At 50.4% G+C, this 20,073-nt stretch carries 17 protein-coding genes; 7 read left to right on the top strand and 10 right to left on the bottom strand.

Annotation, left to right across the window (positions count from 1 at the left end; translation table 11 throughout):
- Positions 1-2 precede the first annotated feature (2 nt).
- Together nagA and nagB are read right to left on the bottom strand one after the other, a co-directional pair.
- Positions 3-1,160 carry an N-acetylglucosamine-6-phosphate deacetylase gene (gene nagA / locus B4923_RS07375; protein WP_109053725.1) on the bottom strand — a complete coding sequence of 386 codons (1,158 nt, stop codon included), beginning with the start codon at positions 1,158-1,160 and terminating at the stop codon, positions 3-5.
- A gap of 181 nt (positions 1,161-1,341) precedes the next feature.
- A complete protein-coding gene (nagB, locus tag B4923_RS07370; RefSeq protein WP_109053702.1) occupies positions 1,342-2,142 on the bottom strand; it encodes a glucosamine-6-phosphate deaminase in 801 nt (266 codons plus the stop codon).
- A gap of 446 nt (positions 2,143-2,588) precedes the next feature.
- On the opposite strand from nagB, the gene nagE reads away from it, so the two are divergent.
- The gene (gene nagE, locus B4923_RS07365) at positions 2,589-4,085 is read left to right on the top strand and encodes an N-acetylglucosamine-specific PTS transporter subunit IIBC (protein WP_109053701.1); all 1,497 of its coding nucleotides are present in this window, start codon (positions 2,589-2,591) and stop codon (positions 4,083-4,085) included.
- Positions 4,086-4,247: 162 nt separating this feature from the next.
- Positions 4,248-5,906: a glutamine--tRNA ligase gene (gene glnS, locus B4923_RS07360; RefSeq protein ID WP_109053700.1), complete on the top strand. Its 1,659-nt coding sequence runs from the start codon at positions 4,248-4,250 to the stop codon at positions 5,904-5,906.
- Positions 5,907-6,046: 140 nt separating this feature from the next.
- Here glnS and fur read toward each other — a convergent pair whose 3' ends face one another.
- Both fur and fldA read right to left on the bottom strand, forming a co-directional pair.
- Entirely contained in the window at positions 6,047-6,496 is a 450-nt protein-coding gene (gene fur / locus B4923_RS07355; RefSeq protein WP_109053699.1) for a ferric iron uptake transcriptional regulator, read from the bottom strand.
- Between the two features lie 325 nt (positions 6,497-6,821).
- Positions 6,822-7,349 (bottom strand): flavodoxin FldA, encoded by a 528-nt coding sequence (gene fldA, locus B4923_RS07350; protein ID WP_109053698.1) that lies wholly within the window; start codon positions 7,347-7,349, stop codon positions 6,822-6,824.
- A gap of 1,047 nt (positions 7,350-8,396) precedes the next feature.
- On the opposite strand from fldA, the gene B4923_RS07345 reads away from it, so the two are divergent.
- Positions 8,397-10,067, top strand: coding sequence for a methyl-accepting chemotaxis protein (locus B4923_RS07345; RefSeq protein ID WP_109053697.1), 1,671 nt, complete (start codon positions 8,397-8,399; stop codon positions 10,065-10,067).
- A gap of 56 nt (positions 10,068-10,123) precedes the next feature.
- Here B4923_RS07345 and ybfE read toward each other — a convergent pair whose 3' ends face one another.
- On the bottom strand, positions 10,124-10,405 hold the full coding sequence (gene ybfE, locus B4923_RS07340) for a LexA regulated protein (RefSeq protein ID WP_109053724.1): 282 nt from the start codon (positions 10,403-10,405) through the stop codon (positions 10,124-10,126).
- A gap of 240 nt (positions 10,406-10,645) precedes the next feature.
- Positions 10,646-11,413, bottom strand: coding sequence for an esterase (gene ybfF / locus B4923_RS07335; protein ID WP_109053696.1), 768 nt, complete (start codon positions 11,411-11,413; stop codon positions 10,646-10,648).
- Between the two features lie 381 nt (positions 11,414-11,794).
- On the opposite strand from ybfF, the gene seqA reads away from it, so the two are divergent.
- Together seqA and pgm are read left to right on the top strand one after the other, a co-directional pair.
- Positions 11,795-12,325, top strand: coding sequence for a replication initiation negative regulator SeqA (gene seqA, locus B4923_RS07330; protein ID WP_109053695.1), 531 nt, complete (start codon positions 11,795-11,797; stop codon positions 12,323-12,325).
- A 36-nt stretch (positions 12,326-12,361) separates the two neighbouring features.
- On the top strand, positions 12,362-14,005 hold the full coding sequence (gene pgm, locus B4923_RS07325; RefSeq protein ID WP_109053723.1) for a phosphoglucomutase (alpha-D-glucose-1,6-bisphosphate-dependent): 1,644 nt from the start codon (positions 12,362-12,364) through the stop codon (positions 14,003-14,005).
- Positions 14,006-14,097: 92 nt separating this feature from the next.
- Here the strand turns inward: pgm and B4923_RS07320 are convergent, their stop codons facing one another.
- Entirely contained in the window at positions 14,098-14,526 is a 429-nt protein-coding gene (locus B4923_RS07320) for an EamA family transporter (RefSeq protein WP_109053694.1), read from the bottom strand.
- 461 nt (positions 14,527-14,987) lie between these two features.
- Here B4923_RS07320 and B4923_RS07315 point away from each other — a divergent pair, with 461 nt between their 5' ends.
- Positions 14,988-15,194 (top strand): YbfA family protein, encoded by a 207-nt coding sequence (locus B4923_RS07315; protein WP_109053693.1) that lies wholly within the window; start codon positions 14,988-14,990, stop codon positions 15,192-15,194.
- A gap of 74 nt (positions 15,195-15,268) precedes the next feature.
- Here B4923_RS07315 and B4923_RS07310 read toward each other — a convergent pair whose 3' ends face one another.
- Genes B4923_RS07310 through B4923_RS07300 form a run of 3 tightly spaced genes read right to left on the bottom strand, consistent with a single transcriptional unit; the run spans position 15,269 to position 18,676 of the window.
- Positions 15,269-16,924, bottom strand: coding sequence for an ABC transporter permease (locus tag B4923_RS07310; RefSeq protein ID WP_109053692.1), 1,656 nt, complete (start codon positions 16,922-16,924; stop codon positions 15,269-15,271).
- Between the two features lie 60 nt (positions 16,925-16,984).
- Positions 16,985-17,965, bottom strand: a complete 981-nt coding sequence (locus B4923_RS07305) for an ABC transporter substrate-binding protein (RefSeq protein WP_109053691.1) — start codon at positions 17,963-17,965, stop codon at positions 16,985-16,987.
- A gap of 18 nt (positions 17,966-17,983) precedes the next feature.
- On the bottom strand, positions 17,984-18,676 hold the full coding sequence (locus B4923_RS07300; protein WP_109053690.1) for an ABC transporter ATP-binding protein: 693 nt from the start codon (positions 18,674-18,676) through the stop codon (positions 17,984-17,986).
- 423 nt (positions 18,677-19,099) lie between these two features.
- On the opposite strand from B4923_RS07300, the gene B4923_RS07295 reads away from it, so the two are divergent.
- Positions 19,100-20,059 (top strand): YbgA family protein, encoded by a 960-nt coding sequence (locus tag B4923_RS07295; RefSeq protein WP_109053689.1) that lies wholly within the window; start codon positions 19,100-19,102, stop codon positions 20,057-20,059.
- Positions 20,060-20,073 lie beyond the last annotated feature (14 nt).

The following is a 20,073-nucleotide window of genomic DNA, read 5'->3' as shown; positions in this document are numbered from 1 at the left end:
AATCAGTGCTTTGTTGCCGCCAACACATCGTCACCGTTAACAAAGGTATTAAGAATATGGTAATCGCGGTTGAAGACCGTCAGGTTGGCAACTTTACCGCTCTCGATACTGCCTAACTGCCTGTCCACGCCGATGGCGCGAGCAGGGTAGAGCGTAGCCATGCGGATGGCTTCATCCAGCGGAATGCCGGCCTGTTCTACACTGTTGCGTACGGCTTCGATCATCGTGAGGGCCGAGCCGCTCAGGGTGCCGTTATCATCCACACATAGCCCGTCACGGTAGTATATGGTTTTACCAGCAAAACTGAACTGGTCAATATCCGCGCCTGCCGGCGCCGTAGCATCGGTGACCAGCACCAGTTTGTCACCTTTGATTCGTTTACTGTTACGAAGATTTGCCCAGTTAACATGTAAACCATCGGCGATAATACCGCAATAGACTTCCGGCGCATCGTAGACGGCGCCGACCAGACCCGGTTCGCGACCGGTCAAATAAGGCATGGCGTTAAACAGGTGCGTGGCAAAACGGATACCGGCGGCAAAACCTTGTTTGGCCTGCTCCCAGGTGGCGTTGGAATGTCCTGCTGAAACCACAATACCCGCTTCGATAAGTTGACGGATGACCGATGATTCGACTTTTTCAGGCGCCAGCGTGATTTTCGTGATGACATCTGAGTTTTGACACAGAAAATCGACCAGTTCTTTCTCCGGTTGGCGGATAAACGCGGGATTATGCGTGCCTTTTTTAATAATATTCAACCAGGGACCTTCGAGGTGTAAACCCAAAGCCTGATGACGGTTTTGTGCCAGATAGGCGCGCATGACGTCCACCGCATGCTTCATAAACGCATCGCTGGAGGTAATCAGCGTGGGTAAAAAGTTGGTGCAGCCCGATCGCTGATTGGCCTGCTGCATGATTTCCAGCGTTTTGACCGAAATGGATTCCAGCGAGTCATTAAACTGAACGCCGCCGCAGCCGTTGAGTTGCAGATCGATAAATCCGGGAGCGATCAATGCGCCGCCAAGGTCATGCTTTTTCAACTCGACGGGGAGCGTGCCAACGTGGCAGACACGCTCTATCAAACCATTAGAAATCACGACTGCATGATTATCAAGCACCTGGTGACCGGTAAAAATCCGGCCATTTGTTAAAGCGAACATCATCAACTCCCAGATTACCCCGCCATCTTCCAAGTCGCAGGCGCGTTGGCTGGACAAATTCGTCCTTCGGTTGCCGCGTTACGAGGCGCATGCATGAATCTCGCCCGTGAAGGGCTAACGCCTTGCGTTGTTCAAAACGACAACGTTTTGTCCTGTACCTGAAATCTATTGGGGATATAGATTAAAGATTTTTCATGTTTTCCGCTTCTAGCTCACGGAAGTATTTAACCGTTTTTACCTTCAGCTCCATGGTGGACGATTCATCGCAAACCATGATTGCTTTAGCATGAAGCTGTAGACAGCTGATTGTCCACATGTGGTTTACATTTCCTTCTACCGCTGCCTGCAAGGCCTGTGCCTTGTTGCGTCCGGTAACCAGAATCATCACTTCTTCGGCATCCAGCAGCGTACCCACACCAACGGTCAGCGCATATTTGGGCACCAGGCTCGCCTCACCGCCAAAGAAACGGGAGTTGGCGATACGCGTTTCTTCGGTCAGGGTTTTTATGCGCGTTCTGGAGGCTAAAGACGATGCGGGCTCATTGAAGGCAATGTGTCCGTCGTTGCCCACGCCGCCCATAAACAGATGGATCTTGCCGTAGGATTTGATTTTTTCTTCGTAGCGGAGACACTCTTCTTCGATGTTCTCTGCATTACCATTCAACAGGTTAATATTTTCCTGCGCAATATCAATGTGATTGAAAAAATTCTGGTACATGAAGGTACGGTAACTTTCAGGATGGTCGCTGGGCAGGCCGACATACTCATCCATATTGAAAGTTACAACGTGTTTGAAACTCACCAAACCGGCTTGATGCATTGAAATCAGCGCCTTATAGGCTTCCAGCGGTGAACTGCCAGTAGGGAGCCCGAGAATAAAAGGTCGGCTGGCGCTGGGATTAAAGTCGTTGATTCTCTGGACGATATAACGTGCGGCCCATTTGCCGACTTCCGCTGTGGTATTTAAGGGAATGAGTCTCATCAGTGCTCTCCTGGTTTACTCAATGGGTGATCCCGTCATCTTTTTTCAAGTGGCCGATATGGCGGCTTCCTGCGTTTTCCCGTTCCTCCGGCTATCCTGATTTCCTGGAACGGGTTTTATTGCCGCCTTACCGCACCTTGAGAACGATAGGGAATAAAATAAGTATTAGGCTAAATCGCGCCATTGGCGCGTTTCAATGCCGGGATTAAAACTGAGTATCAGTGTACCTTGTTTTTTTTTGTCTTGAAATAAGTTGGCGTTTTATTCAGGTATAAACTTTTTGTATGCGATTTTTTAGTGATTGTTATCACATAATGCTAGGGTTTAATTTGCGTAGCGAAATATTTTTCTTACACTCCATGCCAAAGCCATACACGATGGTTTGACCCGGCAGTGAGCAAATCTAACCGGCAGTTTTGTTTACCCCTAGGGGAAGAGAGGAAAAGGTGAGTATTCTAGGCTATTTACAAAAGGTTGGGCGGGCGTTGATGGTACCAGTCGCGACGCTGCCTGCCGCCGCTATCCTGATGGGTGTCGGCTACTGGATAGATCCGGTGGGCTGGGGGAGTGAAAATGCGCTGGCGGCTCTGTTTATCAAATCAGGTGCGGCCATTATTGAGCATATGGCGGTGCTGTTCGCTGTGGGCGTTGCGTATGGCATGTCGAAAGATAAAGACGGTGCAGCCGCACTTACCGGTTTTGTCGGCTATCTGGTATTGACCACGCTCTGTTCGCCGGCGGCAGTCTCCATGATTCAGAAGATCCCGGTCGATCAGGTGCCTGCGGCTTTCGGGAAAATTGAAAACCAGTTTATTGGTATTCTGATCGGTATTATTTCAGCGGAACTGTATAACCGTTTTAGTCGGGTTGAATTACCGAAAGCGCTGTCATTTTTCAGCGGACGCCGTCTGGTTCCCATCCTGACATCGTTCCTGATGATTCTGGTTGCATTCATTTTGATGTATGTGTGGCCAGCCATTTACAATGCGCTGGTGGCCTTTGGTGAACACATTCAGCAATTGGGCTCGGCTGGCGCAGGGATCTATGCGTTCTTTAACCGCTTGTTGATTCCGGTTGGTTTGCATCATGCCCTGAATTCGGTGTTCTGGTTTGATGTCGCCGGGATTAACGATATCCCGAATTTCCTTGCCGGGCAGCAGTCCATCGATGCGGGTAAAGCGGTTGTGGGGATCACCGGACGTTATCAGGCAGGCTTCTTCCCCATTATGATGTTTGGTCTGCCTGGTGCCGCATTGGCGATTTATCACTGCGCGCGTCCTGAGAATAAGAACAAAGTTGCCGGGATTATGATCGCGGCGGCATTTGCCTCCTTCTTCACCGGGATCACCGAACCGCTCGAATTCTCCTTTATGTTTGTCGCGCCGGTGCTGTATTTCCTGCATGCGTTGCTCACCGGGATTTCCGTGTTCATTGCGGCCAGTATGCATTGGATAGCCGGTTTCGGGTTCAGCGCCGGTCTGGTGGATATGATGCTGTCGTCGCGTAACCCATTGGCGACGCATTGGTATATGTTGATACCACAGGGACTGGTGTTCTTTGGTGTTTACTATCTGGTGTTCCGCTTTACCATCACTCGTTTCAACCTGCTGACGCCCGGGCGTGAACTGTCCGTCAGCGGCAGCGAAGCCGATGGATATAACGTCAACACGACGCCTGCAACATCCGCCGCCCAGGATTCCAACCAACTGGCTCGTGGTTATCTGGCGGCGCTTGGTGGTAAAGATAATCTGGTTGGGATTGACGCCTGTATCACGCGCTTGCGTCTGAATGTGGTGGATTCCGGTCTGGTTGATGAAGCTCAGGCCAAACGACTCGGTGCCGCGGGCGTTATCCGCCTGAATAAGCAGAGCGTTCAGATAGTGGTGGGGACGCAGGCGGAATCCATTGCTTCTGCGCTGAAGAGCGTCAGCAAAGAGCAATAAACGTCACACAGTGATGGTTTGCTATAAATTTACGGGGTGAGATCACAATCTCACCCCGTTTTTTTCATCATTAATAATTAAATGAAACTAACGGTTGTTTCCCGACGTAGCTTGTTGGATCATTAGCGGTTATATGTCGTTTTAGCATTTGAGGAATCAAGCATGAGTGAGGCTGAAGCCCGCCCAACTAACTTTATCCGTCAGATTATTGATGAAGATTTGGCATCCGGTAAGCATGATCATATCCAGACGCGTTTTCCGCCAGAGCCTAACGGCTATCTGCATATTGGCCATGCGAAGTCTATCTGTCTGAATTTTGGCATTGCACGCGATTACAATGGGCAGTGCAATCTGCGCTTTGACGATACCAACCCGGTAAAAGAAGATATTGAATACGTTGAGTCGATCAAACGTGACGTAGAGTGGCTGGGATTCTCATGGAGCGGTGAGGTTCGCTATTCTTCCGACTATTTCGATCAGTTGCACCTGTATGCGGTTGAGTTGATTAGTAAAGGACTGGCATACGTTGATGAACTGACGCCGGAACAGATCCGGGAATACCGCGGTACGCTGACGTCGCCAGGGAAAAACAGCCCTTATCGCGATCGTACCGTACAGGAAAACCTCGCTCTGTTTGAAAAAATGCGTAACGGCGGTTTTGCTGAAGGAACCGCTTGTCTGCGTGCCAAGATTGATATGGCATCGTCATTTATCGTTATGCGCGACCCGGTTCTCTATCGTATCAAGTTCGCTGAGCATCATCAGACCGGCAACAAGTGGTGCATCTACCCGATGTATGACTTTACCCACTGCATTTCCGATGCGCTGGAAGGCGTGACGCACTCCCTGTGTACGTTGGAATTCCAGGATAATCGTCGTTTGTATGACTGGGTACTGGACAACATTACGGTTCCTTGCCATCCACGTCAGTATGAGTTTTCTCGCCTGAATCTTGAATATGCCATCATGTCCAAGCGCAAGTTGAATCTGCTGGTCGAGGAAAAGGTTGTCGAGGGATGGGACGATCCGCGTATGCCAACCATTTCTGGTTTGCGTCGTCGCGGTTATAGTGCGGCGTCTATCCGTGAGTTCTGTGTTCGCATCGGGATTACCAAGCAGGATAATAACGTCGAAATGGCGGCGTTGGAATCCTGTATCCGCGACGATCTGAACGAAAATGCGCCGCGTGCCATGGCGGTTCTGGATCCGGTGAAGCTGATTATTGAAAGCCTGCCTTCAGACCATGAAGAGTGGGTTACCATGCCAAATCATCCGAATAAGCCGGAGATGGGGACTCGCCAGGTCGCGTTCAGCCGTGAGATTTATATCGATCGCGCCGACTTCCGTGAAGAAGCCAACAAGCAATACAAACGTTTGGTGCTGGGTAAAGAAGTTCGCCTGCGTAATGCTTACGTGGTCAGAGCCGAACGTATCGAGAAAGACGAGCAGGGCACGATCACCGCTATTTATTGCAGCTACGATCCTGAAACGTTAAGTAAAGATCCGGCAGATGGCCGCAAAGTGAAAGGGGTGATTCATTGGGTGTCAGCAGCCCATGCGTTGCCGGCAGAATTCCGTCTGTATGATCGTTTGTTCAGCGTCGCGAACCCGGCCGCGGCGGAGGATTTCCTGTCCACCATTAACCCGGATTCACTGAAGATTACTTATGGATTTGTCGAAGCCAGCCTGGCGCAGGCTGAAGCAGAGAAGGCCTATCAGTTTGAACGAGAAGGTTATTTCTGCGCAGATCGTGTTTACTCCAGTGCAGAGCATCTGGTGTTTAACCGTACTGCCGGCTTGCGGGATACCTGGGTCGGCTAATGCCGAACAGAGTACCCGGTAATATAAAAATAAAACCGCCGAGGCGGTTTTATTTTATGACGGGCGATCCTGCCCGTCACCCTGCGGGCCGTCGCAGGCGACGTTAAAAGTCGCTCCGGCGGATTTTTTATGCGGTCGATTTATCTTCTTGCATCGTGCAGGGTTTCGTCTTCACGGCAATCCCCTGCGCTGCAATGGCCATACAGATACAAACTGTGGTTTGTCAGTTTGATACCATGTCTTTCTGCGATTTCGCGCTGACGCGCTTCAATATATTCATCGCGGAATTCAATGACTTTGCCACAATCCAGGCAAATCAGATGGTCATGATGATGTTGTTGAGTCAATTCAAAAACTGATTTACCACCTTCAAAATTATGGCGGGTGACAATACCAGCATCATCAAACTGATTAAGTACGCGATAAACGGTCGCCAGACCAATTTCTTCGCCCATATCAATCAGTTTTTTGTATAAATCTTCCGCACTGACGTGATGGCACTCTGGGTCCTGCAATACTTCCAGAATTTTCAGTCTTGGAAGAGTGACTTTCAGGCCGGCCTTCTTTAATGCGGTGTTATTGTCAGTCATGCGGATTTAGTCCTGTTGCTTACTTATATCAATGGAGGCTATCTAGCCTATGACATCGGTCGGCTCAAAAAATGTAATAGCGTCCCAATTATAGAACCGTGCATGCAAAATGGAAACCATGGAATGTTAACAATGTTGTCCCTACACCTATTATAGGTATTGACGCAATGTGTTGTTGATAAATGAAGAAACATTCATGCACGTACAAAACCGATGGGTTTATTGTACAGGTTTATGGCGGGAAGTTAAAAAAATGTGTCAATTATTATGAAAGGTTTTTCCTATTGATCTGACCCTGATCGTGCTATCAGGGCCAGAAACAATATTAACCAACCAGCTCTTTCAGGTTCAACTCTTCGCTGATCTGTTTAACCCAGGTCGTTACGCGTTCGCTGGTCAGTTCAGGTTGACGATCTTCGTCAATGGCCAGACCGATGAAATGGTTGTCATCCGCCAGACCTTTCGATGCTTCAAAGTAATAACCTTCTGTCGGCCAGTGCCCGACAATGGTCGCACCGCGTGGCTCGATGATGTCACGAATGGTGCCCATGGCATCGCAGAAGTATTCTGCATAATCTTCCTGATCGCCACAGCCAAACAGGGCAACCAGTTTGCCGGTGAAATCGATCTCTTCCAGCGTCGGGAAAAAGTCATCCCAGTCGCATTGGGCTTCACCATAATACCAGGTCGGAATACCCAACAGCAGGATATCGAAAGCTTCGAGATCTTCTTTACTGCTTTTGGCGATGTCATGAACTTCAGCAACGTCGGTGCCCAGCTGCTGTTGGATCGTCTTGGCAATGTTTTCAGTATTGCCAGTATCACTGCCAAAGAAAATGCCTATCAGTGCCATGAATTAAATAACCTCTTGATTCTTAATGGTATGGTGCCATGTCTCACCCACTTATCGGCTCATAATAACAGACACAACCTGCATGAGAAACTCGTATCGGTAAGGATACGTAAATTGGGTGAGGTTTTATCCACTTCGGTTTGGCGTTGGTTAACACACGCATATTCAAGGCAATCTGGTATGCGAGTGGCAATGTCAATCATGCTGCCATCGTCTTTAAACGAGGGGATGGTTGATGACGCACAGCGCGGTAAGGTTGTCACAGGCATGCGGAATTGGTTGAAGGAGGGAATGGGAAATATCAGGCGGTTATTTCTCATATCCACTTATTCTTTATCCTATTGAAATGTTAGCGTGCGAATGAAATATTAAAATCGGTGTGCTAAAAAATAAAATGTTATATTTTTTGCTTAAAGAATAATGAAATGCCATTTTGATTTTATCTTTTCGTCTTTTACGCTAATTTTGTCACGTTATCAGGTTACTAGCCGGACAATTTTCGGCAAATCATGAGATGTGTGTTGGATTTTTAAACAAATATCATCATGACGAAGATGATAAGCTATATGTAGTATGGCCGTATGAAATTGAAAAGTTTAAATTTTATCGGCAATCGGAATATTATCTTTCGGGGTATGGCCAGACACCTGAAAATCAACCTGACATCGGTGATCTGTGCTGTGCTTCGCCATGGTTGCCGCTCATTGTATCGTCGTACTGTCTGTGACCGGATTTTTTCATATGCTGCGGTTAGTGTCGCTAACCTTCTTCAGCGGCATTTACGATACTTAATATTCTTATATATCTGAAAATTTATGAAATTGTTCTCGGAATAGAACAATAAATTGAAGAAAGGTATCTCCAACGCTAAATATTCTCTGAATTTTGTCGATTAGTCAGCGTGGTCCCTTTTGTTTTCAACACAATGAAATTGAACATTGGGGGAGATGTAACATATTTCATGACATGGTTTTTTCTGAAAACTGTCTGTTGATTAACGATAAAAAGCCATCCTTGTTATTTTAATGCTTAGGTTTGGAGCAAGCTATGAGACTATTAAAAGATATCGCCATTAGAACGGCGATGCTGTGGGTGTTAGGCACCTTTTGCGTGTTATGGGGCGGTGTCTCTATCTATACCATGTTCTCTTTTAAAGAGATGACAGCGACATCCAAGACCAGCAGTTTGCTGGTGCAAAACACGAACTTTGTCAATCAAGGCAACGATCAGTATTTTCGTATGGTCACGCGTTTGGCGCGAGCGGTTGATTATCGCCGCAATGGCGATAATGATTCAGCGGATAAAGAGCAGGCATCCGCTTTGAACGCGTTGAATACTTTAAAATCTGATTTGATCGCGTTTAATGCCATCGATCATGCCGGTCTGGATGATGCGCTGGTGCAAGCGGTCAGCCGTGACTGGGGTAATCTGATTACACAGGGCGTTGATCCGCTATACCAAAAGGCGGCCGCCAATGCGTTGGATGATTATCAGGATCAGGCTAAAAACGTGGTTCCGCCGCTGAGCCGGCAGTTCGGCGCATCGCTGACCGCTTTCAGTAAAGCCAGCGCTGACAAGTTTGATGCGGCGGGGATTCGATTCGAACAGATTACCTCGATCGGTCAGAATATCTTGTTGACCGGTTTGGTGGTCGGTTTGATGATGCTGTTCCTGACCGACCGCTATCTGGTGATCTGTCTGACTCGTCCATTGAACGAGCTGCGCGACCATTTCAGCGTCATTGCTTCCGGCCAGCTAGGCAAGCCGATTATCGATTTTGGCCACAACTGCGTTGGTAAATTGTTTCCGCTATTGCGGGAAATGCAAACCAGTCTGGCGAATACCGTCAGCACAATCCGCAACAGTACAGACTCTATTTATCAGGGCGCATCAGAGATTGCGGCTGGCAATAACGATTTGTCATCACGTACGGAACAGCAGGCTTCCGCGCTGGAAGAAACCGCTGCCAGCATGGAGCAATTGACGGCAACAGTGAAGCAGAATGCGGAAAATGCCAACCATGCCAGCCAATTGGCGCTGCAAGCGTCAACAACCGCGAAAAAAGGTGGCGATATCGTTGAAAATGTGGTGAAAACCATGTCGGAAATCTCTGGCAGTTCGAGAAAGATTGCTGAGATTACCACCGTGATTAACGGCATTGCCTTCCAGACGAACATTCTTGCGCTTAACGCCGCGGTAGAAGCCGCACGAGCCGGTGAGCAGGGCCGTGGTTTTGCCGTGGTGGCAGGGGAAGTCCGCAGTCTTGCGCAGCGCAGTGCACAAGCCGCGAAGGAAATTGAAGGGCTGATTTCCGAATCGGTACGCTGTGTGGATACCGGGTCGAATCTGGTTGAAGATGCCGGTAACACCATGCATGAAATTGTGCGGGCGGTGACGAATGTAACAGACATCATGGGAGAAATTGCGTCTGCTTCGGAAGAGCAAAGCAAAGGCATTGCGCAGGTCGGTCAGGCGATCGCGGAGATGGACAGCGTGACTCAGCAGAATGCGGCGCTGGTGGAACAGGCCTCGACCGCTGCGCAATCCCTTGAGGAACAGGCGGCGCTGCTGAACCAGACGGTTTCTTTATTCCAGCTGTCTGAGCAACATCCACAGTCGCGGGCAGTGGCAAATTCAGCGCCGGCGCCAAAAGCGGTAGCCGCTACGTCTGTCAGAAAAGCGCTGCCACCCAGCCAGGATAATTGGGAAAAATTCTGAGTCTGGTTTTCCTCAGTGTCAGGGATGACACTGTACAAATTTCATAAATCGATATTTCAGGACGATTGGTCGGCCAACTGCGCCAACAGTATTTGCTCAATGAGTTCGCTACGGCTGATATTCCGTTGTTCCGCCAGACTATTCAGTATATCCACTGCCTCACTATTGATTTTTAATTCAATACGCCGCAATCCGCGAACTTTATCGCGTCGCAGCTGGTTACGCTTATTGATTCTTAGCTGTTCATCACGTGAAAGCGGATTGGTCTTCGGGCGGCCCGGGCGACGTTCATCTGCGAACAGATCCAGCGTGGTGCGATCCGTTTGTTCTTTTGCCATAGGTAATGATACTGCAAGGTATTCGGACCAAAACGCGCACATCCTACGTCCTTTATCTTTCATGAAACCGGCGATCTGGTTTGCCTGCATGATGAAATCTATGAGGTATATAACGCGTGCATTTTGATGATGTGGTTACAATGCCTGTGGCTGAATCAGCCGTCCCTCTACTGCGAGCGCCATCATACCTTAGCCGCACTGGCGGCGACAACGGTTAACTGTCGTTGACGGCCTGTCTGGTCAACCGGCATCCAGGAAACGATGAATGGCGCGTAAAACCGCGTCCGGTTTTTCAGAATGCACCCAGTGACCGGCGCCGCTGATCACATATGCGCGGGCTGTCGGGAATTGGCTTAATAAGGCATCACGATAGATATCATCCAGGTAGGGTGAGTTTTCACCGCGAATAAACAAAATCGGCCCTTGCCACGGGGGAACAACCTGCCAACCGACGATATTCTCGTACTGCTCCCACAATACCGGCACGTTAAAGCGCCATTCACCTTGCTGGAATGATTTCAGCAGAAACTGAATCACGCCTTCTTCTTTAATGAACTGACGCATCAATCCGGCAGCGTCCGAACGCGATGTAATGCCTGCTTCGGTGACGGCCCTGAGCGCGGTAAAAATAACATCGTGTCGGCGCAGCTGATAATCCACCGGCGCAATATCAATCACTACCAGTTTTTCCAGCCGATCCGGAATCAGCGCAGTAAGCGACATAGCAACTTTCCCGCCCATTGAATGGCCGATGACGATGGCTCGTTCAATGTTTAAGTCATCCATTAACGCCAGAATATCCTGCGCCATGGCTGGATATGTCATCTGTGACGAGCGTGGTGACAAGCCGTGATTGCGTAAATCAACTTGTAGGATATCGTGTTGGTTTTGCAACTCCCGACCCAATACCCCAAGATTATCCAGATTGCCAAACAGGCCATGAATAAGGATAACGGGTCGCTTGCCCTGCGGCTGATGAGCATTTTTCCAACGATAATTCAATTTCATGGTGAAGTTCATTCAGAGAGACAGGCGCTTAGGGTATCATGACTTTACGACATTATGCTGTCGTTGAAGGAACAGGGACGGCCGCTTGAGCAGAAGCAGAGACATTGGGGCATAATCCGACTTTTTGCATTGTCTGTGCTATGGCGCTGTTCGAGAATGTTTGATCGCTTGTATACTCCTTGACGATTGATTTAAGTAATATACCCGTCATCTTTCAAATGCAGGCGTGTCGGCTTCCTGAATTACCTGGGCTCCCCGGGGCGCAGCAAGCAGCGTTCAAATCTGCTCCAGGCAGATTTTAGCTAAGTTCCAGGGGCTTTGTTCAGTTGCCGACTTCTGTACGTTGAAATCTATTGGGTAATAAAACAGTACTGGATAAAGATGAAAACTATTGAGGTCGACGAAGAGCTTTATCGTTATATCGCCAGCCACACACAGCATATTGGTGAGAGCGCATCGGATATTTTACGGCGTATGTTGAAATTTACCGCTGGCCAGGTTGTCGTACCGCAAGTACAGGAATCGGCAGTCACGGCTCAACCGGCGTCGATGCCGGGGCCACGCGATCGGATCCGCACGCTGCGCGAGCTGCTGTTATCGGACGAATACGCTGAACAGAATAAAGCAATCAATCGCTTTATGCTGGTACTGTCCACGCTGTATACCTTGTCTCCGCCGGAGTTTGCCGTGGCGACGGAATCACTTCATGGCCGCACGCGCGTGTATTTTGCCGGCGATCAGCAAACTTTACTTCAGAATGGCACACACACGAAACCCAAGCATATACCGGGTACGCCATACTGGGTCATTACCAACACGAATACCGGTCGTAAACGCAGCATGGTTGAACACATCATGCTGATGATGCAGTTCCCTGCTGAACTGACAGAGAAAGTTTGCGGAACTATTTAACTCTTTATTTGACAACAGCGTCAGGGAGAAATGCCGATGGCTAATCACCCAAGAGCAGGGAAACCCACCCAGCAGAGCGATTTAATTAATGTGGCGCAACTGACGTCACAATATTATGTTTTGCGTCCGGAGGTTGGGAATGCCGCGCATGCGGTGAAGTTTGGTACTTCCGGCCACCGTGGTAGTGCAGGGCGTCACAGTTTTAATGAAATGCATATTCTGGCGATTGCGCAGGCGATTGCGGAAGAGCGTAAAAAACAGGGTATTAGCGGCCCGTGCTATGTTGGTAAAGATACGCATGCTTTGTCTGAACCCGCTTTCATTTCGGTACTGGAAGTGCTGGCGGCCAACGGTGTGGATGTGGTTGTTCAGCAGGACAACGGCTTTACGCCAACGCCTGCGGTTTCCAACGCTATTCTGGTGCACAACCGTCAAGGCGGTGCGCTGGCTGATGGCATCGTGATTACCCCGTCTCACAACCCGCCGGAAGATGGCGGCATTAAATACAACCCGCCGAACGGCGGACCCGCGGATACCAATCTTACCAGCGTGATTGAAACGCGTGCCAATGCCCTGCTGGCTGATGAACTGCGGGATGTGAAACGCATTACGCTGGATCAAGCGTGGAAAAGTGGCTATCTGCATGAACAGGATTTAGTTCAACCGTATGTGGAAGGGTTAACCAGCGTGGTGGACATGGCCGCCATTCAACGTGCCGGATTGAAGCTGGGCGTTGATCCGCTGGGCGGTTCCGGTATCGCTTACTGGCAGCGTATTGCCGAGCAATATAAGCTGGATTTGACGCTGGTAAACGATGAGATTGATCAGACGTTCCGTTTTATGACGCTGGATCACGACGGTGTCATCCGCATGGATTGCTCATCGGTATCGGCGATGGCCGGACTGCTGGCGCTGCGCGATAAGTTTGACCTGGCGTTTGCCAACGATCCTGACTATGACCGTCATGGTATCGTAACGCCTGCCGGGCTGATGAACCCGAATCACTACCTGGCAGTATCTATCAACTATCTGTTCCAGCATCGTCCGCTGTGGGGCGAATCCGTGGCTGTCGGTAAAACGCTGGTTTCCAGCGCCATGATCGATCGGGTGGTCGCCGATCTGGGCCGTAAGCTGGTGGAAGTGCCGGTTGGTTTCAAATGGTTTGTTGATGGTCTGTTTGACGGCAGCTTTGGCTTCGGTGGTGAAGAAAGTGCGGGAGCGTCGTTCCTGCGTTTTGATGGTACGCCGTGGTCAACCGATAAAGACGGGATCATCATGTGTCTGTTAGCGGCGGAAATTACCGCTGTGACGGGGAAAAATCCGCAGCAGCATTACGACGATCTGGCGCAGCGCTTTGGGGCGCCGAGCTATAACCGTATTCAGGCGCCGGCGACTCATGCCCAGAAAGCGGCGTTGTCCCGGTTATCGCCTGAACAGGTTTCGGCGAATACGCTGGCGGGAGACGCGATTACCGCTCGCCTGACGGCAGCGCCGGGCAATGGCGCTTCTATCGGCGGTTTGAAAGTGATAACCGATAACGGCTGGTTTGCCGCACGCCCTTCCGGTACGGAAGAAGCCTACAAAATCTACTGTGAGAGTTTCCTCGGTGCAGAGCATCGGGCGCGTATCGAGAAAGAAGCGGTAGAAATTGTCAGCGCTGTGCTGGCGAATGCTAAATAAATCACCTCAGGCGCTGCTTGCAGCGCCTTTTTTATGGCGGGCAGGACGCCTGCCGCCCCGCTCGGCAACGTTGAAAAACGCTCCCGGCGTTTTTATCCCAGCGCCACCATTAACGCACCTACCGAGATCAGGGCCACACCGACTCCGGCCACCATCGAAATCTGTTCCCCGAGTAGCAGTACCGCCAGTACCACAGCAAACACCACGCTAAGTTTATCGATAGGGGCAACCTGAGCGACATTGCCGTTTTTCAAGGCAACAAAATAGAATAACCACGACATCGCGCCTGCCACGCCGCCCAGCAGGATAAACAACAGCGCTTTTTTATTGGCAAGAATGTCGCTGACTATCGCGATCTTTCCCTGTGCGACCACGACGCCAACCAGGAAGAGCGCCATGACGACGGAACGGATTGCCGTGGCGGTATTGGCGTCAAGGTTTTGCAGACCAATTTTCCCAAACAGCGCGACCAGTGCGGCGCACAGCGCAGAAAGCAACGCATAGATTAACCAACTGCTCATGAGCTCATATCCCTGAAAATAGACAAGAAACGTTGTGAAGCACAAAACGGAAATGTTACGCCCAGTGGCGGCCGATCGCCAGAGTAGCGGAGTAAAATCGTGAAGCGTTGATGGCATAAAACGCTAACTGATGGCGATGTCCTGGCGTGCCGCCAGATGAGACGGGCGATAATTTTCGCCGTCAATTTTCATCACATACAAAGCCGTTCACTGAACGCCCAATTTATTGTTACGTGGATCTTATGATTTAAAACCATAGTTTAACTAATGGTATGTTTGTTTTTAACCATTTTGTAACTTAATGACGTGATTGCGAAAAAACTGGCGATTATTTCATCTTTTTCTGGTCGGATGAGTAGTAAATTTTCACTAAAGACGATAAAATTTTAATCAATATCTCAGTTTTAATTTTATCGTTAATGTGAGTGAAGCCGCTCACGCATCCCCGAGGGAGGATCGTTATGTCACTCTATACTGCTTATCCTTTACACCGCATTCTCCTGCGTCGTATTGCTGTCGTCTTCGTCGGCATAGTGGCTTTGCCTGTCATGTTATTCCGTCATGATCGCGCGCGTTTTTACAGCTATCTACACCGTGTGTGGCTGAAAACCAGCGATAAACCTGTATGGATGGAACAGTCTGAAGCGGCGGCATGTGATTTTTACTAAGGGCAACAAACGCGTTGCGGTTAGCGCGATATGCTGACTATCGCTGAAGCCTGTCGCTATATAGGATGTGACGCTTATTTTGTTTTTCCCGTATGAAACCTCAGTGCCAGTAACATCACCGACAGGCTGATGATAACCGCAACGCTGGCCATCGCCATGCCGTCGCCTACCGAACCCTGTTCAAATTGCCTCCAGACAAAAATAGAAACGGTTTGTACTCCCGCAGGCGATAATAAAAGCGAAGTGACCAGTTCGCGTGTCGCAACGGCAAATACCAACATCATCGCCGCCAGTAAACTAGGAAAAACCAACGGAAGGACGATCAGCCGCAATGCCGCCATTGCACTGGCGCCATGAACGCGGGCGGCTGATTCCAGATTACTGCCAATCTGCGCCAATGCCGCGTGACTGTAACGGACAGGATAAGGCAACAGCAGGCAACTATAGGCCAGCAGCAAAATTGCCCAGGTATTATAGGGTGTCACCGGCCAAAAGTTTTGATTCCAGGCCAGGATCAATCCGACGCCAACCACGATCCCCGGCAATGCGGCTGGCAACATCGACAAGCCGTCGAGCAACGCTGCGCCACGGATGCGTTTTGCCACCACCAGCCATGACGACAAAAAACCGATTACTCCCGTCAATAATGCACTCCCCAGCGCCAGAGCCAGGCTGGTCGTTAGCGCAGGCAAGGCTTCGTTTTGCGTATCAATCAGCATGGCGAAGTGCTGCCAGGTTAAATTTTGCCAGGAGATGCTGCTGGAGATCTTGGCCGAAAACGCAGTAACGAGCATGGCGGCGATCGGAATGCCGGCGGCTAATAGCCCTACGCAGCTAAACAGTACTAATACCGGCCAGCGCCAGATGCCCAGAGGGCGAGTGACGATCGCTGCTGGTTTCCCCGTGGTCGTTTCAACATTGCGGCCCGAAACCATGGCACGCTGTAGGGTAAATGCGCAGAGCGCAATGGCAACCAATAGCAAAGACAGTACGGCTGAACCGGATAGATCGATCGGCCAGTCAGCTAAACGCTGCTCAATATTGGTGGTCAGCACCTGAATACCCGCACGGGAGCCTAACGCAGCCGGTATGCCGTATTCTTCAATTGCCAGCGTAAAGGCCAGCAGCAGGCTGGCCGCGGTGGCAGGTAAGGACAACGGCAGCGTGATCCGTACAAATGCCTGCCAGCCGCTGGCCCCGTGAACGCGAGCCACATCAGCAAGGCGGTTGCCGCTGGCGGCCATACTGCGGGAAACCGCAAAATAGACCACGGGAAAAATATTCAGCGTCATCACGCCGATCATTCCCGGTAATGAAAACAGCGCATCGCCCGGTTGTATCGGCAATAATTGCTCAACGTAGCCCCGGGGCTGTAAGGCCAACATCCATGATAGTCCGGCGATATAAGGCGGGATCAGGAAAGGCACTAAAAACAGCAGATCCCAAAACCGGGCCATCGGCAGCGCAAATAATCCGCGTAAGGCGCCGAGAGGAATGGCGATTAATGCGCAGCACAGGGCGACGCCGGAGCCAAGCAGCAGCGTATTCTTCAGAAGAGAGAACAGACGTGCTTGCGCAAAGACTTCGGCAAAAGTGGCAAAAGGGGTTGAAAACGAACCGGCCCCTAAATGTGGGAAAATGGCCTGTAGCACAACGAACAATACGGGGATGCCGACCAGAATAAAAAGTACCGCCACCGTGAACAGTGGTAGTAGAGCAAACTTGTTCATCTGATACTCCTGCCTTACCGGTCATCACCAGTAAGGCATTGTCTTGTAATGACGGAATCCTTAGCGCTGACCAAATAAGGTTGCAAAGCGATCCAGAACCGCGGCGCGGGAGGTAGAAGCGCTATCCCCTTCAGGCAGTAATTTCAGGTTTTTGAACAAAGGCCGTTTTGCGTCAATATCCTGACGAGCCGGCATTAACCACGCTTCGGCTACCGCTTCCTGGCCTTCAGGTGACAACATATAGTTGATGAAATCTTTTGCCTGTTGCTGATTCTTGCTGCTCTTCAAGATCATCATTGGCCGTGGTGCGATCACGGTGCCGCTGGAAGGGAAGATGACTTTTATCGATTCACCCGTTTCCATGCTGCCATATGAAACATAGTCAACCGCCCCGAAAACAGCCGCCTTGGCGCCCTGTAATACCGGGGTTAATGCTTGCGCATTAGGGCCGGCGATAATCATGCCGTTGGCTTTTAAACGATCAAACATCGCCCAGGCCTGCTCTTTTTCGGCATTTTGCAAGCCAATAAGCAGATCGAGCGACGCGCCTGAGAGAGCGGGATCGGGGGTGGTCACCTTATCTTTAAATTCAGCCTTGGTCAGGTCATTCCAGTCTTTAGGCTCTGGCGTACCGCTTTTGCTGTTCCAGACAATACCCAGTGCGGAAATACCCTGTGCCACATAGAACGGTGATTTGAATTGCGCAGGCACCGTGGCGGCATTGGGGCTGTCAAATTCCAGCAGCCAACCTCGCTGCTGCAAATCCGTCGCCGTATCCCAGGAGGCGGAAATCAGTACGTCCGCGCGCGGATTCGCCTGTTCGGCTTCCAGCCTGGCCATCACTTTACCGGTGGTGGCCTGAAAAACATCGACTTTCACGCCAGTCTGTTTTTCATAGCCTGCCGCCAGTTTTTTCGCCAGCGCTCCCGGCCCGGCGGTGTAAAGTGTCAGTGCCTGCGCGCTGCCCGTCACCGCTGCTAATGAGAGAGCAATACCCATAATTACGCCTCGTTGAGTCATATTGAACAGTGTGTTTTTCATTGCGTTTATTCCCCTGGATTAAAGAGTGGTGATATCGGTAATTTGGCCTTGCGACAGATGTGCCACACGGTGCGCCAGCGTATTAGCCTCGCTTCGATCGTGCGTGACGTACACGGCCGTGGTGCCGAGATGACGTAAAAGTGAAGCCATCTCCTGACAAAGCGATTCACGAAGATCTCGATCGAGATTGGATAAGGGTTCGTCGAACAGCAGGATGTGGGGTTCTGCGATGATGGCGCGAGCCAGTGCGACGCGCTGCTGTTGACCGCCGGACAAATCAGCGGGCTTGCGATCGGCGAAATCGCTGAGGCCCACGCGCGCCAGCGTTATCTCCACCTGTTGGCGACGCGCATCACGCGGAACATTGCGCATCAGCAAGGGAAATCCGACATTTTGCGCAACAGTCATATGTGGCCAAAGCGCATAATCCTGGAACACCATGCCGAGATTGCGTTGTTCAGGTGGAAGGAATTGCTGGCGGCTGGCGACCAGCCGATTGCCGAAGTGAATGGTGCCTGCATCCGGTTGTAACAAACCGGCCAGCAACTTTAGTAGCGTGCTTTTGCCGCAACCGGAAGGCCCCAGTAAAGCCAGAATCGTCCCTTTGGGGACATTCAAACAGATTGAGTCTAGTACTGTCCGTCCAGCAAAGGCGTGTGACAATCCGTCAACGGCAATAGCGGCAGGGGCGGATAATTCGGGAGAAGCCATCATCGCCTCCTGTTGAATAACAGTGGACGGCATCTACCCTGATATCGATGGTTTATACGGTCGCCTTGTCGATACCTTGTGAAATGGCATGGCAAAGCATCCTGACTATAAAGCAGGGGAAAAAACATGGGGTATCCTCTTTGGGACTCTATATCGGAATGGCGATTATAAGCAGCGAATAAGATCCTTTGATGACGGGTGGATAAACGTCGGCTGTTTCGTGATACCGCCTGTTTAAGCCTGGAACCAGGCATGGTCACGGTGTTGGGGCCCCGCGAAGGGAATTATCATGGTCTGGCGTTTTTTTCCGGTAATAGCCATCAATATCATGATTTATTACCTTATTCTCGTCTTCGTCTACACAGAAAAAGAGGAAAATCCGCTATGCTGAACAGAGAGAGACACTTTCTGTAAGGGCGGATCATGACGTTTGAACATATCCCGGTGGGCGTCAGTGCCTGCCTGCTGGGTAATCCAGTGAGGTTTGACGGAGGACATAAGCGTCTGGCCTTTGCTGTTGAACAGTTGGCGCCGTATTTTCGTTTTGAGCCTGTTTGTCCCGAGATTGCGGTAGGGTTACCGGTGCCTCGTCCTGCGTTGAGATTGGTTAAAGAGGGCGAAAATAATTTAAGGCTGCTCGCCGGTAATGGTTCTTCGCTGGATGTGGCAGAGAAAATGCGTGCGTTTTCCGCTGAAAAAGTCAGCTATTTTCAGCATTTGTGCGGCTATATCGTCTGTGCTAAATCGCTCGGCTGTGGTATGGAACGGGTAAAAGTCTATGACGAATCACAGAAGAATGCGCGAAAAAGTGGGGTAGGCTTGTTTACTCAGGAACTGCGGCATCAGATGCCGTGGCTGCCGGTTGAGGAAGATGGGCGCTTACACGATCCTGCATTGTGTGAAAATTTTATTGAACGAGTTTATACGCTGTATGAATTGCATCAACTCTGGCAGCAAGGGCTTAGCCGCGGTGCGTTGATCGGTTTTCACAGTCGCTATAAGTTGTTGCTGCTGGCACATTCGCAACCACAATATCGTGAATTGGGACGTTTTGTGGCGGACATTGATAAGTGGGAATCGCTGGAAGCGTTTATGGTGGAGTACCGTCTGCGGCTGATGAAGCTGTTGTCTCGCCCGGCGACGCGGCGCAATCATACCAATGTGTTGATGCATGTTCAGGGTTATTTCCGTGGTCAGCTCAGCGCACAACAACGGCAGGAACTGACTCAACTGATTGACCGTTATCGCCAGGGGTTACGGCCCTTGTTAGCGCCTATCACATTACTCAAACAATACATGGCGGAATACCCTGATGCTTATCTGGCGCAACAGCGTTATTTCGAGCCCTATCCGGAAGCGCTAAGGTTACGCTATGGTCACTAACAGGCAGATTGAGA

The organism is Brenneria roseae subsp. americana (assembly GCF_003115815.1).
GTDB lineage: Bacteria > Pseudomonadota > Gammaproteobacteria > Enterobacterales > Enterobacteriaceae > Brenneria > Brenneria roseae.
Note: the sequence above shows the minus strand (reverse complement) of the source record. Positions and strands in the feature narration are given on the sequence as shown.

What these genes read in the sequence shown, in the direction of transcription:
- nagA (WP_109053725.1), bottom strand. Translation starts at nt 1,160, where the DNA reads ATGTTCGCTTTAACAAATGGCCGGATTTTTACCGGTCACCAGGTGCTT.
- nagB (WP_109053702.1), bottom strand. Translation starts at nt 2,142, where the DNA reads ATGAGACTCATTCCCTTAAATACCACAGCGGAAGTCGGCAAATGGGCC.
- glnS (WP_109053700.1), top strand. Translation starts at nt 4,248, where the DNA reads ATGAGTGAGGCTGAAGCCCGCCCAACTAACTTTATCCGTCAGATTATT.
- fur (WP_109053699.1), bottom strand. Translation starts at nt 6,496, where the DNA reads ATGACTGACAATAACACCGCATTAAAGAAGGCCGGCCTGAAAGTCACT.
- fldA (WP_109053698.1), bottom strand. Translation starts at nt 7,349, where the DNA reads ATGGCACTGATAGGCATTTTCTTTGGCAGTGATACTGGCAATACTGAA.
- B4923_RS07345 (WP_109053697.1), top strand. Translation starts at nt 8,397, where the DNA reads ATGAGACTATTAAAAGATATCGCCATTAGAACGGCGATGCTGTGGGTG.
- ybfE (WP_109053724.1), bottom strand. Translation starts at nt 10,405, where the DNA reads ATGGCAAAAGAACAAACGGATCGCACCACGCTGGATCTGTTCGCAGAT.
- ybfF (WP_109053696.1), bottom strand. Translation starts at nt 11,413, where the DNA reads ATGAAATTGAATTATCGTTGGAAAAATGCTCATCAGCCGCAGGGCAAG.
- seqA (WP_109053695.1), top strand. Translation starts at nt 11,795, where the DNA reads ATGAAAACTATTGAGGTCGACGAAGAGCTTTATCGTTATATCGCCAGC.
- pgm (WP_109053723.1), top strand. Translation starts at nt 12,362, where the DNA reads ATGGCTAATCACCCAAGAGCAGGGAAACCCACCCAGCAGAGCGATTTA.
- B4923_RS07320 (WP_109053694.1), bottom strand. Translation starts at nt 14,526, where the DNA reads ATGAGCAGTTGGTTAATCTATGCGTTGCTTTCTGCGCTGTGCGCCGCA.
- B4923_RS07315 (WP_109053693.1), top strand. Translation starts at nt 14,988, where the DNA reads ATGTCACTCTATACTGCTTATCCTTTACACCGCATTCTCCTGCGTCGT.
- B4923_RS07310 (WP_109053692.1), bottom strand. Translation starts at nt 16,924, where the DNA reads ATGAACAAGTTTGCTCTACTACCACTGTTCACGGTGGCGGTACTTTTT.
- B4923_RS07305 (WP_109053691.1), bottom strand. Translation starts at nt 17,965, where the DNA reads ATGAAAAACACACTGTTCAATATGACTCAACGAGGCGTAATTATGGGT.
- B4923_RS07300 (WP_109053690.1), bottom strand. Translation starts at nt 18,676, where the DNA reads ATGGCTTCTCCCGAATTATCCGCCCCTGCCGCTATTGCCGTTGACGGA.
- B4923_RS07295 (WP_109053689.1), top strand. Translation starts at nt 19,100, where the DNA reads ATGACGTTTGAACATATCCCGGTGGGCGTCAGTGCCTGCCTGCTGGGT.